Genomic DNA, 13,753 nt, shown 5'->3' on the forward strand with positions numbered 1-13,753 from the left:
ATGCCAAACCCGCGCGCCGCGCACCACCCTTTTCCCGGCGTCGCTTGACTATTGTCATGTTCCCGGCGTGCGCGCGCCCATAGTCTGCCTGCCAACAGCCAGTTTTCCGGGGAGATCGAGACATGGATTACGAGCGTTTTTTCAGCCAGAGCCTCAGCGACCTGAAGGCCGAGGGCAACTATCGTGTCTTCATCGACCTGCAGCGCAAATGCGGCGCCTTTCCCAATGCCCGCCAGACCGATGGCGCGGCGGCACGGGACGTGCGCATCTGGTGTTCGAACGACTATCTGGGCATGGGCCAGCACCCGTCGGTTCTGGCGGCGATGCATGATGCGCTGGACCGCTGCGGCGCCGGTGCGGGCGGCACCCGCAACATTTCCGGCACCACCCATGACCACGTCCTGTTGGAACACGAACTGGCCGACCTGCACGGGAAAGAGGCGGCGCTGCTGTTCACCTCCGGCTACGTCTCGAACTGGGCGGCGCTGGGGACGCTGGCGGCAAAGATCCCCGGCCTGATCGTGTTCTCGGACGCGCTGAACCATGCCTCGATGATCGAGGGCATCCGCCATTCGCGGGCGCAGAAGGTGATCTGGAAGCACAACGATCTGGACGACCTGCGCGCCAAGCTGGCCGCCGCCGACCCCGAGGCGCCCAAGATGATCGCCTTTGAATCAGTCTATTCGATGGATGGCGACATCGCACCGATCAAGGAAATCTGCGACCTGGCCGATGAATTCGGCGCCATGACCTATCTGGACGAGGTCCATGCCGTCGGCCTCTATGGTCCCCGCGGCGGCGGCATCGCCGAGCGCGAGGGTCTGATGCACCGTCTGACCGTGATCGAGGGCACGCTGGGCAAGGCCTTCGGCGTTGTGGGCGGCTATATCGCCGCGTCGGGTGCGCTGTGCGACTTCGTGCGCAGCTTTGCCAGCGGCTTCATCTTCACCACCGCCCTGCCCCCGGCGATCGCCGCCGGGGCGGCGGCCTCGATCCGGCATCTGAAACAATCGAATGCGGAACGCGACCTGCAGAAGGCGCGCGTGGCCCAGGTGCGCGCCCGGCTCGACACCGAGGGCATCCCGCATCTGCCCAACCCCAGCCACATCATCCCGGTGATGGTGGGCGACCCGGTCAAGTGCAAGTTCATCTCGGACACGCTGCTGGAAGAGTTCGGCATCTACATCCAGCCGATCAACTATCCCACCGTGCCCAAAGGAACCGAGCGGCTGCGCATCACGCCCTCACCCGTGCACACCGATGCCGATATCGACCATCTGGTCGGCGCGCTCTCGGCGCTGTGGCAACGGTGCCAGATCGCCCGGATGCCGATGGCCGCGCAATAGATTTCTGTCCCTGAACTGGCAAGCCGCCGTGCCCCTGTGCGCGGCGGTTCTTTTTGCCTCAGACCAGATAGAGCGCGAAGATCAGTGCCGCAAAGCTGCTCAGCACCATCGTGAAGCCCCGCAGCCAGGCCGGGCTGCGTTCAAGGTCGAGATACCGCGCCAGGATGATGCGGGCCTTGAACAAGGCCAGCAGCAGAATGCCGCCCCCGACCAGCCGAGGCCCAACGGGCATGAGGGTCAGCAGGGCCGAGGCCAGGCTGAGCGCGATCAGGCCGGCCCAGGCGAGGGTCAGGCGATCCGCATGGGTGTCTCGGGCAAAGAAAAACCACGGCATCGCGTCACCCCAACAGGTAGATCACCGGAAACAGCAGGATCCAGACCAGATCGACCATGTGCCAGAACTGACCGCCGGCCTCGATATTGCGGGGATCGTCGCGCCAGGCGACCAGCAGCAGAATGGCGACCCCGGCCAGCACATGCGCGGCATGGAACCCGGTGAGAAGGTAGTAGAACAGGAAAAACGGGTGGGTCTCGTAGCTGATGCCCTGCGCGGCCTTGCCGGCATATTCCGCGCCCTTGATGATCAGGAAAACCACGCCCAGCAGGGCTGCGCCGATCAGGGCCAGCCGCGCGGCGCCGCGGCGCGCCGCCTGTCGCCAGCACAGCGCCTGCGCCGCCAAAAAACCCGAGGTGACCAGAACCCCCGTATTGAGCGCGGCCCCGGTGCGGTAGAGATGCGATTGCGCCTCGGCAAAGCCTGCCGGGTCGGTCAGGCGGACGCCCATGAAGGCGATCAGCCCGGCCCCGAACACCAACAGTTCCGAGACGATCAGAACCCACATCAGCAATTCGCCGGGCAGCTCGTCGATCAGGGACGTATCGCTCATGCGCCGACCAGTTGGCGATAGATCTGCGGCAGGGCCATGGTCAGGCGGTTGGGGTCGGGGATCACCGCAAACCCGCCCTGCCCGAACATGCGCGGGAACCAGCTTTTACCGGTCTTGTCGATGGTGACGCCAAAGACCGACTGCCCCGCCCGGCGCGCCTCGCGCACGGCCATGCAGGTGTCTTCGATGCCGTGGCGACCCTCGTAGTGGTCCAGATCGTTGGGCTTGCCGTCGGTGATCACCAGCAGCAGCCGGCGTTTGCGCGCCTGCGCCGCCAGATCGGCCGAGGCATGACGGATCGCCGCCCCAAGCCGCGTGTAATGGCCCGGCCGCAGCGACGCGATGCGCTGTTCCACGGTGGCGGTCATGGGCTCATTGAATTTTTTGCAGCGCAGCACATAGACCCGCTGGCGTTTCAGCGAACTGAAGGCGTGGATGGCGAAATCGTCGCCGCAGGCGTTCAGGCCCCAGGCCAGCGCCGCCAGTGCCTCGCGTTCGATATCGATCACCGCACGCCCCGCGACCGCGCTTTCGGTCGAGCGGCTTATGTCCAGCAGGATCGACACCGCCAAGTCGCGCGCCTCGGGACGGGATTGCATCCAGATGCGCTCGTTGCCCTCGCCATTGGCGCGGCGGTCCACGGCGCTGCGCACGGCGGCCTCGATGTCCAGCTGGTCGCCGTCCAGATGGCCGCGGGCCATCACCCGGCCGGGACGCAGCGCCTCGAACTGGCGTTTGACCGCCCGGATGCGGCGGGAGGTGGCCGGGTCCTTGCCGAACTCGGCGGCATCCTCGCGGATCTCGGCATCCGAGGTCAGAACGTTGACGTGATCGGGAAGGTACTGCCCCGTGCGCACATCCCATTCCGGGTACAGCACGCGCCCCGAAAGGCGTTCGCGGTTCACGTCCTCGGGCGCCAGATCGAGATGAAGCTTCAGCCGCGTCGGCGGCGCCTTCGATATCTGACCCAGCCCGATTTCGTCCTGATCATCGGCGGCCTTTTTCGCGTTGTCCGGATCGTCATCGTCGATACGACGGTTGAGGTTCAGGAATTCGGCCCAGCTGAGGATCGCTTCGAACTTGTGCAGGATCAGACTGTCCTGCCGCTCGGCCTGGTCGGATTTGCGGCGGCGGGCGCGGTGGGTCTTTTCGCCCGATTCCTCGGGTGGGCCGTCGGTGTCGCGGCTTTCGACCTCGGTGTGTTCGGAAAAGGCGACCGCGCGCAGTTCGGGCCACAGGGGCACCGGGCGAAACGGCTGGTACCCGCGCGGGGCGGCCACGTCGTCGCCCAGGGCGTCGTAGGCCTGGGCGCGGGCGGACAGGGGGGCCGGGTCGCCCAGCATCCAGCGGATCAGGCCCTCGACGGCGGCCTCGGCCGGAGGCAGGCCGGGCAGGTCACGCTGATACAGCACACCCTTGCACAGCTCGGTGTAAAGCGGGCGCAGACCCGGCGCGTCCTCGAGCGTTGCGGCGACCATCGCGCGGGCCGCCTGCAGGGCGCGCAGATCGGCGCGCAGGGGATCGTCCTCGTCGATGCGGGTTCCGGCATGGGCGGCCACCGCCGCCAGCCAGACGTAAAGCGCGCCGTTGGCTTCGCGCGCGGGAAACACCGCCAGCCGGTCGGGCAGGCGCAGGACCTCGCCGTCAAAACTAGCGCGCGGGATCAACTCGGCCTCGGTGGCCAGCTTGCGCCGCCAGCCCAGCCGGTGGCGCGAGAGCTCGGGCGACACCGGGCGCAGCTCGACGCCCGGACTGCCCCCAAGCCCCCGGAAAAGAACGACCAGCCGCCCCGCGACCTGCGACAGGTCGACCGCGGCTCCTTCGTGCACCTCTGGTGCATCAAGGCGGCTGGCAAGGGTGTGCCACAGTTTCCCGATGGTTTCTTCGGGTTCCCATGGCTCAAAGTCGATCCTGACCATCGCCGGCCTCACCCAAAGACGGCGGTGACAAGATCGAGGAGCCCGCGTTTGATATCCTCATCATCGGTCAGAGGTTCGATCATGGCGGCAAGGATGGCGCGGTCGGTGGACATGCCCTGCGCGATCAGCGTCGCGGCATAGACGACCAGGCGGGTGGATACGCCTTCCTCGAGGTCCTGACCCTTGAGCCCGCGCAGCTTGCCCGCCAGCCGCACCAGCGGCTTGCAGCGGTCCAGTGGCAGTCCGCTTTCCTGCGCGACCACCTCGGCCTCCAACTGAGGCGAAGGAAAATCGAACTCCAGCGAGATGAACCGCTGCCGGGTCGAGGGTTTGAGGGTTTTCAGAATGTTCTGATAGCCGGGGTTGTACGAGGCCACCAGCATGAAGCCGGGCGCGGCCTCAAGTTCTTCGCCGGTGCGGTCGATCGGCAGGATGCGCCGGTCGTCGGTCAGCGGGTGCAGCACCACGGTCACGTCCTTGCGCGCCTCGACCACCTCGTCCAGGTAACAGATCGCGCCTTCGCGAACCGCGCGGGTCAAGGGGCCATCGACCCAGACGGTCTCGCCGCCTTTCAGCAGGTAGCGCCCGATCAGGTCGGCGGCGGCCAGGTCGTCGTGGCAGGCCACGGTATAGAGCGGCCGACCCAGACTGGCGGCCATATGGGACACGAAGCGGGTCTTGCCGCAACCTGTCGGGCCTTTCAGCAGGACCGGCAGCTTGTTGGTATAGGCGGCGGCGAACACGTCGCATTCGTCGCCCTGGGGCAGGTAGAAGGGGGCGTCTGCCGCCCCCGTTCCCAGTTTCATGGAGCCGTCCATATCCATCACTCCGCAGGAGTTTCCGCGACGCCGGGTTCGATGACCTCTTTGCGCGGAACCCAGATCGAGTAGATGAACAGCAGCGCACCGATGACCACGACCAGACCGGAGCCGAAGCGCATCCAGTAGAAGATCGCGACCTGATCCTGCACATCCATGTAGTAGTCACCCACCACGCGCTGCATGTGCGTCTGGACGGTGCCGGCAAAGGTCAGCACGAAGGTCATGAAGACCATGCCGCCGGTCATCAGCCAGAACGAGGCCATGTTCAGCACCTGGTTGTACGGATCCCGGTTCTTCAGGATCGGCATCGCATAGGTGAAGATCGCCAGGTTGAGGCAGACATAGGCGCCGTAGAAGGCCAGGTGCCCGTGTGCCGCCGTGATCTGCGTGCCGTGGGTATAATAGTTCACCCCGTGCAGCGTGTGCAGGAAGCCCCAGACACCGGCACCGAAGAAGGCCAGCGTGGCACAGCCCAGCGACCACAGCAGCGCGGCCTTGTTGGGGTGGTCCCGACGGCCCTTCCAGACCATGACGAAGGCAAAGGCCATCATCGCAAAGAACGGGATCACCTCGAGGCTCGAGAAGATCGACCCGATCCACTGCCAGTAGCCCGGCGTGCCGATCCAGTAATAGTGGTGGCCGGTGCCCAGGATGCCCGAGAACAGCGCGGCGGCGACGATGACATACAGCCATTTCTCGACCACTTCGCGGTCAACGCCGGTCAGCTTGAGCATCAGGTAGGCCAGGATCGAGGCCATGATCAGCTCCCACACGCCTTCGACCCACAGGTGGACGACATACCACCAGTACTGCTTGTCGAGGCTCAGGTTGCCCGGGTTGTAGAAGGCGAACAGGAACAACAGGGCCAGACCCCACAGGCCCAGCAGCAGGATGTTGGTAATGGCCGTCTTCTTGCCCTTCAGAACGGTCAACGACACGTTGTAGAGGAAGATCAGCGCCGCCACGACGATGCCGGCCTTGACCCATTTGGGTTGCTCAAGGAACTCGCGCCCCTCTTTACCCAGCAGCCAGTTGCCTTCGAACAGGTTGAAGACATAGGTCACCACCACGCCCAGCGTGCCCAGAATCAGGATCGCAAGCTGGATATAGGCCAGCTTGGTCGAGTGGATCTCGCGCTCGGCCTCTTCGGGGATCAGGAAATAGGCCGCGCCGAAGAAGCCGGTGATCAGCCACACGATCAGCGCGTTGGTGTGCAGCATCCGCACGATGTTGAACGGCAGAAGCTCGCTCAGAAAGTTGGGGGATACATAGATCCAGCCGGCCAGCAGACCGCCGATCACCTGGATCGCGAACAGGCCCATTGCGAATGCGAAATAGGCATAGGCCACTTTTTGGGATTCGTATTTCATTGCTCCGTTCCCTTCTCAGCCCGCGTCATTCGGGGGCCAGTCCTGAGCGTCGATGTTGTCCGTCCAGATCAGGAAGTTGGCCAGATCACGGATCTCTTCGTCGCTGAGGTTGAACCTTGGCATCTGCCGGCGACCGGGAATGCCGGTGGGTTGCGCCTCCATCCAGCCCTTGAGGGATTCAAAGGCCGATTCCGGGTCGTCCAGAACGCCCCAGCGGGTCATCACGTTGGCGACCTCGGGGGCGAAATAGGCACCCTCACCCATGATCGAGTGACAGTTGATGCAGGCGTGTTTTTCCCAGACGTGTTTGCCCCGGATCACGCTCTCATCCAGCTTCGCCGAGTTCGGCGAATTGACGATGTACAGGTGTGAGTGGGCCGACAGGGCCAGAAAGATTAAGATGAAGAACAGTGACCCGCCATAGAATATGTTGCGGGCCATGCTCTTGGTCATGACTTCTCGCATTGCGCTCTCCTTTGCGCCGCTTTGCTGGTGGGGGGACAATGGCGGGATGGGCGGTTTGCCGCCTTAACGAAAGTCAAGACTCTGTCCTGGCACACGGCCAATAGGCTACATTCCCTTAAAATAAGCGTGAAATGCCCCGAAATCGCCTTGAACCGCTGTTATCAGGGTGCGAAGTCAGATGGAGTTTCCGGATCCGTGATGTGCTGTTCCGGTGTCTTTGATTGAGCGAGTGAACGAGTAAGAGATGGCGAACTATTCCTATATCGGCTACGCGCCAGGGGTGATTTCACTTAGTTTTACCGGGTTTAACTCCGGTACCATCACTCTGAGTTCAGGCTATGATCCGAACACCGATCGCCGGGTATTTGACGTAACCGACGCGGCCGGTGGAACGCTCGTGAACGGAGATCCGGACAACGGAACTGATTTCAACGGCGACCGTTTCAACAACGAAGTCGGCGATGACCTGACACAGACAGGCGTCGTCACCAGCCTTGACGGATCAACCACCTTTGATTCCGGCGCTATCTATCTGGAAGAATCCTATGCCCTGACCAAACCGGGCGGCGGTACGATCGATGTTTTCCGGGTCGAGGTTGAAGGAAATCTTGTCGGATACATCACGTCCGAACCTTTGGTACCCGGTACCGCCTATTCCTTCATTCGTTCGAATGTGACCCCTTCAAACGCTCCGGACACCACCGATCCCACAGCCATTGTCGACGTGCCCTGTTTTACCGCCGGTACGCTGATCGAAACACCCACCGGCGCCAAGGCGATAGAAGATCTGGCCGAAGGCGACCTGGTTCTGACGCTCGATCACGGCCCGCAACCGATTCGCTGGATCGGCTCGCGCATCCTGACGTCGATCGATTTGCAGGCCAACCCACGCCTGCGTCCGATCTGCGTGTCAGCCGGAGCGCTGGGGGCCGGCCTGCCGCGGCGTGACCTGCGGGTCTCTCCGCAGCACCGGATGCTGGTTCGCTCGGCGATTGCCGTGCGCATGTTCGACGCCCAAGAGGTGCTGATCCCAGCCCACAAGCTGGTCGGCGTTCCCGGCGTTCATGCCGATGAAACCGTCAGCAGCGTGACGTACTACCACATTCTGTTCGACCGCCATGAAATCGTGACCGCCGAAGGGGCTCCGTCGGAAAGCCTGTACACCGGGCCCGAAGCACTCAAAAGCATTGGCCGCGATGCCCGAGACGAGATCTTCGAGATTTTCCCCGAGCTTGACGACCCGGATCATGTCCCGATCGCCGCTCGGCCCATTCCCGAAACCGGCAAGCGTGCGCGGCACATGATCCATCGGCATGTCAAAAACGCGCGACCTTTGATCGACCGGACCTGAGCCGCTCAGGACGGTACCGCACGCGGACCCACCAAGGCCGGCCACATCGCCACCACATACAGCGCCATCGCGCTGATCCACAGCCCGTCGGCAACCAGCATGGCAGTCAAGAATTGCGCGTCCAACCCGGACCCAATCCAGCGCAGAATCGCAGCCAGAGCCATAGCTCCGTAGGCGACGACCACCGGCGCGGGGGCGACCAGCGCCCGTCCGCTATGGCCAAGCGCCGCGCGGCTCATGACCGCCAGCGTCATGCCACCGACGCAGCCGATGCCCAACACATGCAGCGCACCAAGTTCACTGCCGAGGCCCAACAAGCCCATTCCCCACAGAACCAGTCCAAGGCCCAGCATCCCCAAGGCCAGATGCAGCGCAAACAGAATCGGCTGCCGGACAGCCCAAGCCCCCCGCCAACCTGACAGGCGCAAGCCCTGTATCGCTCCGAGGACCAGCGCCAAAATCGCGACCGCGTGCCCGGCCCCGAAGATCAGCATCACAGCGGGCAGCAGCAGGGCCAGCACCATGTTGCTTTTTTCCATCCAATCGCGACTGACAGGCCACTCAGCTTCGAGCACGCCTGCGCGCTTCATTGCGTTGCGCGTAAAGGCCGGAGTGATCCGACCACCCAGAATGGAGATCATGGAACACAAGGCCAGCAGTCCTGTACGCAGACCGACATCGAGGGTTCCGACCGTCACACCGATCCAGTCCAGATGGGTCAACAGGTTGGACACCCAGATGTAGGCCAGCAACAGAAGAAAGATCATGTTCTGCGGTTTTGGTCGCCGGATCAGCTGGGTGGCGATCTTGGCCGCAAGAACCGGCACGAAGGCGAGATCGAGCACCGCGACAATCACCGGGTCGATCACGCCCGAAAACCACAGCGCCACGCGCCCGGCCAACCACAGCGCCGCTGCAGCGGCAATAAACAAACGCCGCGCCTCAGGGGCACCGGTCCAGTTGGGAACGGCGGTCAGAAAGAACCCGCCCATTGCGGCACTGGCATAGCCGAAAATCATCTCGTGCGCGTGCCACATCGGCGGGCTCATGGCATAGGGCGCCTCGGTCCACATTTCGACCCCGGCCAGCGTTGCCAGCCACCCTCCCCAGGCCAGACCGGCAAACACGCCGTAAAGACCTGCAAACAGAAAAAAGACCCGGAACCCCTCACCCATAACGCGCGTGATTGCCGATGGCATGCCTGCTCTCCTTGGCCAAGCTGTTCGATGGCCAAGCACTAGCAACCGCTGGGCCCGCGCCCCTTAACCAAAATCAAGCGTCGGCGAAAACATGACCCCAAAAAGCACTTATTTTCATGGCTTTTTTCGGCCCCATTTCCGTCTGAACGCCCCCTCCGTTGACTTTCGTCAAGGAGAAGACGCCCGTCCCGGCGCAGTGTCCGGCCTGCCTCACCAGCAAACGGAGAGTGATCATGTCACTTGGAATCAGCCATTACACCACCGGCCGCGCCTTCAGGGTCGGTCTGGCCATGTTGTTGGGCAGCGTCGCTGCTCCGACATTCGCCGAAGAGCCAACCCTGAGCGACGAAGCCTTCGAGGCTTCGAAACAGCTCTACTTCGAACAATGTGCCGGCTGCCACGGCGTGCTGCGCAAGGGCGCCACCGGCAAGAACCTCGAGCCACACTGGAAGAAAACCGCAGCCGACGGCACCGTGACCGAAGGCGGCACCCTGCAACTGGGCCAGGAGCGACTTGAAAAGATCATCGCGTGGGGCACCGAAGGCGGTATGAACAACTTCTCGGACATCATGACCGAGGAGCAGATCCGCGACATGGCGACCTACATCATGATGGATCCGCCCAAGCCGCCGGAAATGTCGCTGGAGCAGATGAAGGCGACCCGCAAGGTCTATGTCGAAGAGGCAGACTATCCGACCGAGCCTCTGCATGGTCGCAACTGGGAGAACTTCTTCGTCGTCATCGAACGTGACGTGGGCAAGGTGGCCGTAATCGACGGCGACACCAAAGAGGTGCTGACCCACATCCCCACCGGCTATGCCGTGCACGTTCTGAAAGCGTCCGAACACCACAGCCTGACCGAACCGGAACATCCCGGCCGTTTCTGGTACACCATGGGTCGCGACGGCAAGATGACCAAAATCGACCTCTGGCAGACTCCGGACAAGATGTTGGTCTCTGAGGTCAAGATCGCCTATGACGCCCGCGACGTCGCAGTTTCCGGCGATGGCAAATACGTCATCGGTGGTGGTTACTGGCCGCCGCACTTCGCGATCGTTGACGCCAAAACCATGGAACCGCTCAAGGTCGTTTCGACCCGCGGCGTGAACGTGGACGGCGACTATGTCGAAGAAAGCCGCGTGGCCGCGATCTACACGACACCGAACGAACCGACCTGGATCGTCGCCGTGAAAGAGTTGGGCCAGTTGTGGCAGGTCGATTACACGGACCTCGACAACCTGCGCATCGACAAGATCGACAGCGCCAAGTTCCTGCATGACGGTTTCTTTGACCCGACGGGCCGCTATTTTCAGATCGCCGCGAACGCGTCGAACAAAATGGTGGTCGTCGATACCGAGACCCACAAGCTGGAGGCGATGATCGACACCGCCGCCCTGCCGCACCCCGGACCGGGCGCAAACTGGGTCGATCCGAACTGTGGACCGGTTGCCGGCACGACCCACCTGGGTGTGGGTACCGTGACCGTTTGGGGCAACGACCCCGAAGGCCACCCGGATCAGGCTTGGAAGGTCTGCTACGAAGTAGAGACGGACGGCCCCGGCCTGTTTGTCCGCACCCACCCGAACTCGGACTACATCTGGGCTGACCAGACCAAACACCCCGAGCCGGAAATCCAGCAGTCGGTGCAAGTCATCTCGAAAGAGACCGGCGAGATCGTGAAAACGATCCAGATCACCGAAGACGAAGGCAGTGCCGCCGTTCACTTTGAATTCAATGCCGACGGCACCGAGGTCTGGGTCTCCAAGTGGAACCTGTCTGACTCCAAGGAACCCAACGGTCAGATCGTGATCTTCGACGCCAAGACGCTGGAAGAGATCGGCCGCATCGACGGGCTCTATGCGCCGACCGGCAAGTTCAACGTCTACAACCGCTCGAACCACGTCACCTGACGGGTTGGCAGCAAGCACAGGAAAGGGCGGGCCCCTCGCCCGCCCTTTCCACGTTTGTCCGCGGCGCCCTGCCCGGCATCCCAACCACCATTCCAACCGGCCTGAAATCCAAGGCCAGACATGACAGCCAAAACGGAGCCTGGACATGACCCAGTCCGAACCGGAAAAGAAAAAACCGATCTGGCGCCGGTATTTCCTGTGGGGAATGCCCGTGGCCGGCATCGCCGCGGCCTTTGTCGCCGGCATCATCTTCTGGGGCGGGTTCAACACCGCCATGGAAGCCACCAACACCGAGAAATTCTGTGTCTCGTGCCATGAGATGCGCGACTATATCTACACCGAGTACAAGGGCACGATCCATGACGTGAACCGCTCGGGCGTGGGCGCGGTCTGTTCGGACTGCCACGTACCCAAGGACTGGACGCACAAGATCATCCGCAAGATCAAAGCCTCGAGAGAGCTGTACGGCAAGATGGTTGGCTCGATCAGCACGCCCGAGAAATTCGAGGCCAAGCGCATCCATCTGGCCATGAACGAATGGCAGCGGATGAAAAAGACCGACTCGCGCGAGTGCCGCAACTGCCACGATTTCGAGTCGATGATGCCCGAGTTCCAGAAGCCACGCGCGCGGCAGCAGCACCTGAACGCGATGGAGGTGGGCCAGACCTGCATCGACTGCCACAAGGGTATCGCACACTCGAACATCCGTGACCGCGCACCCGAAGATTTTCTGGAAGAGCTCGAAGCCCCGAACCCGGCCTTCGCCCGTCCGGTCCCGCCGGAATACCTGGCCAGCCTGGAGCGGATCGAAGCCAAGGAGGCCGCCGAGGCCGAAGCCGAGAAAGCCGCCCGCAAAGCCCAGCAGGAGGCGGTGCAGGCGCAGATCGCTGCAGCGGTCGACACCGCCTTGGCCGAGGAACGCGCCAAGGCCGATGGCACAGCAACCGACGCCGCGGCCTCGGGCGGCAGCGACGTTGGTGGCAACATCGACTGGAACGCCGTGGCCAGCACCGATCTGAAACTGTTCTATCCGGGACAGGCTTCGTTCGAATGGGTGCAGAACGGCAAGACCCACGGTGGCGCACGCCCTCTGACCAAGGGTGGCGACCAGTGCTCGACCTGCCACGCCAAGGAGCTGGACGCGATCGGCAACAAGATCGTCGCTGGCGGTGATCTCGAACCGACCCCCATCCCCGGCAAGCGCGGGGTGATCGACGCTACGGTTCAGGCCGCGCATGACGACGAAAACCTGTATATCCGGCTGCAATGGGCGGATGCGGGCCACAATCCCGCGCCCTTCGTCGACGGCGGCAAGATGGACCCGGACAACCCGATCAAGGTCGCCATGATGATCACCGGCACCGGGATCGAGCTGGGCGAACAGGTGGGGTGCTGGGCCTCGTGCCACGCCGACAACACCTATATGCCCTTTGCGCCCGATGCCGAAACCATCGCCGCCAACACGGACGTGGCCGCTCGCCTGACGGCCAAGGACACCGTCACCAAGTACATCAGCGAAAGCCGCACCGAGGTCGAAGTCAAAGGCCGGCGCGGCAAGCCGCTGGGCGGTTGGGACAAGCTACAGGCCGAAGAACAGATCGCGCAGTACCTGCAGGACGGCACTTTCCTTGACCTGATGCGCGTCTATGCCGATGGCAGCGCCACCAACGGCTATCTGCTGGAACAGCGCGTGGTCAACGATGGCGAGATCTCGGCCTCGGCCAGCCTGTCGGGCGGCATGTGGACGGTGGTGTTCTCGCGGCCGCTGAACTCGGGCGCACCGGGCGACGTGCCGCTGGAGCCGGGCAAGACCTACACGGTGGGCTTTGCCATCCACGATGACCACTCGGCCGCACGGTTCCACCACGTCACGCTGAACACCAGCCTCGCGCTGGATGACGACAGCGCGGACATCAACGTGGTCAAACAGTAACGAAAAGGGGCCGGCGATACGGCCCCTTTTCCACGGCCGAGGAGACACGCGACCATGACGACCAAGCCCCTTCTGACCGCAGTCCTGACCCTAGCGATGGTTCTGCCAGCCCTAGCCGATGAAGCCGACCAGATCTGCGCCGAGGCCGAGGAAAGCTATGTCGAACTCTTCGGCGATCCTTCCGACGCCGTGCTGGATGCCGAGGTGGTGCTGATGTACAAGTACCACTTCTGCCCGGCCCAGATCACGGTCAAGCCCGGCACCACGGTGCGCTGGGTCAACGTGGACAAGCGCACCAGCCATTCGGTGCTTTTGAAGGACGGCAGCCAGCCCGAATCCGACCGCATCTTCCCCGAGGAATCGGTCGAGATGACGTTCCTTGAACCCGGCCCGCAGAACTATCTGTGCGGCCCGCATTGGGAAACGCAGAACATGGTCGGCATGGTCACCGTCGAGCCCTGAACGCAGGCAGACATACAGGCAAACTAAAGGAGCGCGGGCGCAAATCCCGCGCTCCTTAACTTATGTCAAGGAGGCCTCTTTGCGAATGCG

12 protein-coding genes are annotated in these 13,753 nt (G+C 63.1%); 5 read left to right on the forward strand and 7 right to left on the reverse strand.

Annotated elements, in window-relative coordinates:
• Positions 1–122: 122 nt before the first annotated feature.
• Positions 123–1,346: a 5-aminolevulinate synthase gene (hemA, locus tag ACR0LD_RS16840; protein ID WP_480638109.1), complete on the forward strand. Its 1,224-nt coding sequence runs from the start codon at positions 123–125 to the stop codon at positions 1,344–1,346.
• Positions 1,347–1,404: 58 nt separating this feature from the next.
• Here the strand turns inward: hemA and ACR0LD_RS16845 are convergent, their stop codons facing one another.
• Genes ACR0LD_RS16845 through ACR0LD_RS16870 form a run of 6 tightly spaced genes read right to left on the reverse strand, consistent with a single transcriptional unit; the run spans position 1,405 to position 6,808 of the window.
• The gene (locus ACR0LD_RS16845; RefSeq protein ID WP_480638111.1) at positions 1,405–1,680 is read right to left on the reverse strand and encodes a cytochrome C oxidase subunit IV family protein; all 276 of its coding nucleotides are present in this window, start codon (positions 1,678–1,680) and stop codon (positions 1,405–1,407) included.
• A gap of 4 nt (positions 1,681–1,684) precedes the next feature.
• The gene (locus tag ACR0LD_RS16850; protein ID WP_480638113.1) at positions 1,685–2,233 is read right to left on the reverse strand and encodes a cytochrome c oxidase subunit 3; all 549 of its coding nucleotides are present in this window, start codon (positions 2,231–2,233) and stop codon (positions 1,685–1,687) included.
• Positions 2,230–4,152 (reverse strand): nitric oxide reductase activation protein NorD, encoded by a 1,923-nt coding sequence (locus ACR0LD_RS16855; RefSeq protein WP_480638115.1) that lies wholly within the window; start codon positions 4,150–4,152, stop codon positions 2,230–2,232. Before ACR0LD_RS16855 ends, ACR0LD_RS16850 begins: the two co-directional genes overlap by 4 nt.
• Positions 4,153–4,160: 8 nt before the next feature.
• Positions 4,161–4,976, reverse strand: a complete 816-nt coding sequence (locus ACR0LD_RS16860; protein ID WP_480638240.1) for an AAA family ATPase — start codon at positions 4,974–4,976, stop codon at positions 4,161–4,163.
• Positions 4,976–6,343, reverse strand: coding sequence for a cbb3-type cytochrome c oxidase subunit I (locus ACR0LD_RS16865; RefSeq protein WP_170371929.1), 1,368 nt, complete (start codon positions 6,341–6,343; stop codon positions 4,976–4,978). Before ACR0LD_RS16865 ends, ACR0LD_RS16860 begins: the two co-directional genes overlap by 1 nt.
• Before the next feature lie 15 nt (positions 6,344–6,358).
• Positions 6,359–6,808, reverse strand: coding sequence for a c-type cytochrome (locus ACR0LD_RS16870; protein ID WP_005977183.1), 450 nt, complete (start codon positions 6,806–6,808; stop codon positions 6,359–6,361).
• 244 nt (positions 6,809–7,052) lie between these two features.
• Here ACR0LD_RS16870 and ACR0LD_RS16875 point away from each other — a divergent pair, with 244 nt between their 5' ends.
• The gene (locus tag ACR0LD_RS16875; RefSeq protein ID WP_480634123.1) at positions 7,053–8,159 is read left to right on the forward strand and encodes a Hint domain-containing protein; all 1,107 of its coding nucleotides are present in this window, start codon (positions 7,053–7,055) and stop codon (positions 8,157–8,159) included.
• 5 nt (positions 8,160–8,164) lie between these two features.
• Here the strand turns inward: ACR0LD_RS16875 and ACR0LD_RS16880 are convergent, their stop codons facing one another.
• A complete protein-coding gene (locus tag ACR0LD_RS16880) occupies positions 8,165–9,358 on the reverse strand; it encodes an NnrS family protein (RefSeq protein ID WP_480638117.1) in 1,194 nt (397 codons plus the stop codon).
• A gap of 233 nt (positions 9,359–9,591) precedes the next feature.
• Here ACR0LD_RS16880 and ACR0LD_RS16885 point away from each other — a divergent pair, with 233 nt between their 5' ends.
• The 3 genes from ACR0LD_RS16885 (at position 9,592) to ACR0LD_RS16895 (ending at position 13,663) form a co-directional block, all read left to right on the forward strand.
• On the forward strand, positions 9,592–11,268 hold the full coding sequence (locus ACR0LD_RS16885; protein ID WP_170359698.1) for a cytochrome D1 domain-containing protein: 1,677 nt from the start codon (positions 9,592–9,594) through the stop codon (positions 11,266–11,268).
• A 145-nt stretch (positions 11,269–11,413) separates the two neighbouring features.
• Complete coding sequence (locus tag ACR0LD_RS16890; RefSeq protein ID WP_480638120.1) at positions 11,414–13,201, forward strand: NapC/NirT family cytochrome c; 1,788 nt, start codon at positions 11,414–11,416, stop codon at positions 13,199–13,201.
• A 54-nt stretch (positions 13,202–13,255) separates the two neighbouring features.
• Positions 13,256–13,663, forward strand: coding sequence for a cupredoxin domain-containing protein (locus tag ACR0LD_RS16895; RefSeq protein ID WP_170359694.1), 408 nt, complete (start codon positions 13,256–13,258; stop codon positions 13,661–13,663).
• The last annotated feature ends 90 nt before the right edge of the window (positions 13,664–13,753 follow it).

The organism is Ruegeria sp. BF8, assembly GCF_056538625.1.

Bases quoted from the DNA above. Each gene is read 5' to 3' on its own strand.
- ACR0LD_RS16875 (WP_480634123.1), top strand. From the start codon at position 7,053: ATGGCGAACTATTCCTATATCGGCTACGCGCCAGGGGTGATTTCACTT.
- ACR0LD_RS16845 (WP_480638111.1), bottom strand. From the start codon at position 1,680: ATGCCGTGGTTTTTCTTTGCCCGAGACACCCATGCGGATCGCCTGACC.
- ACR0LD_RS16850 (WP_480638113.1), bottom strand. From the start codon at position 2,233: ATGAGCGATACGTCCCTGATCGACGAGCTGCCCGGCGAATTGCTGATG.
- ACR0LD_RS16895 (WP_170359694.1), top strand. From the start codon at position 13,256: ATGACGACCAAGCCCCTTCTGACCGCAGTCCTGACCCTAGCGATGGTT.
- ACR0LD_RS16890 (WP_480638120.1), top strand. From the start codon at position 11,414: ATGACCCAGTCCGAACCGGAAAAGAAAAAACCGATCTGGCGCCGGTAT.
- ACR0LD_RS16865 (WP_170371929.1), bottom strand. From the start codon at position 6,343: ATGAAATACGAATCCCAAAAAGTGGCCTATGCCTATTTCGCATTCGCA.
- ACR0LD_RS16860 (WP_480638240.1), bottom strand. From the start codon at position 4,976: ATGGATATGGACGGCTCCATGAAACTGGGAACGGGGGCGGCAGACGCC.
- ACR0LD_RS16880 (WP_480638117.1), bottom strand. From the start codon at position 9,358: ATGCCATCGGCAATCACGCGCGTTATGGGTGAGGGGTTCCGGGTCTTT.
- ACR0LD_RS16855 (WP_480638115.1), bottom strand. From the start codon at position 4,152: ATGGTCAGGATCGACTTTGAGCCATGGGAACCCGAAGAAACCATCGGG.
- ACR0LD_RS16885 (WP_170359698.1), top strand. From the start codon at position 9,592: ATGTCACTTGGAATCAGCCATTACACCACCGGCCGCGCCTTCAGGGTC.
- ACR0LD_RS16870 (WP_005977183.1), bottom strand. From the start codon at position 6,808: ATGCGAGAAGTCATGACCAAGAGCATGGCCCGCAACATATTCTATGGC.
- hemA (WP_480638109.1), top strand. From the start codon at position 123: ATGGATTACGAGCGTTTTTTCAGCCAGAGCCTCAGCGACCTGAAGGCC.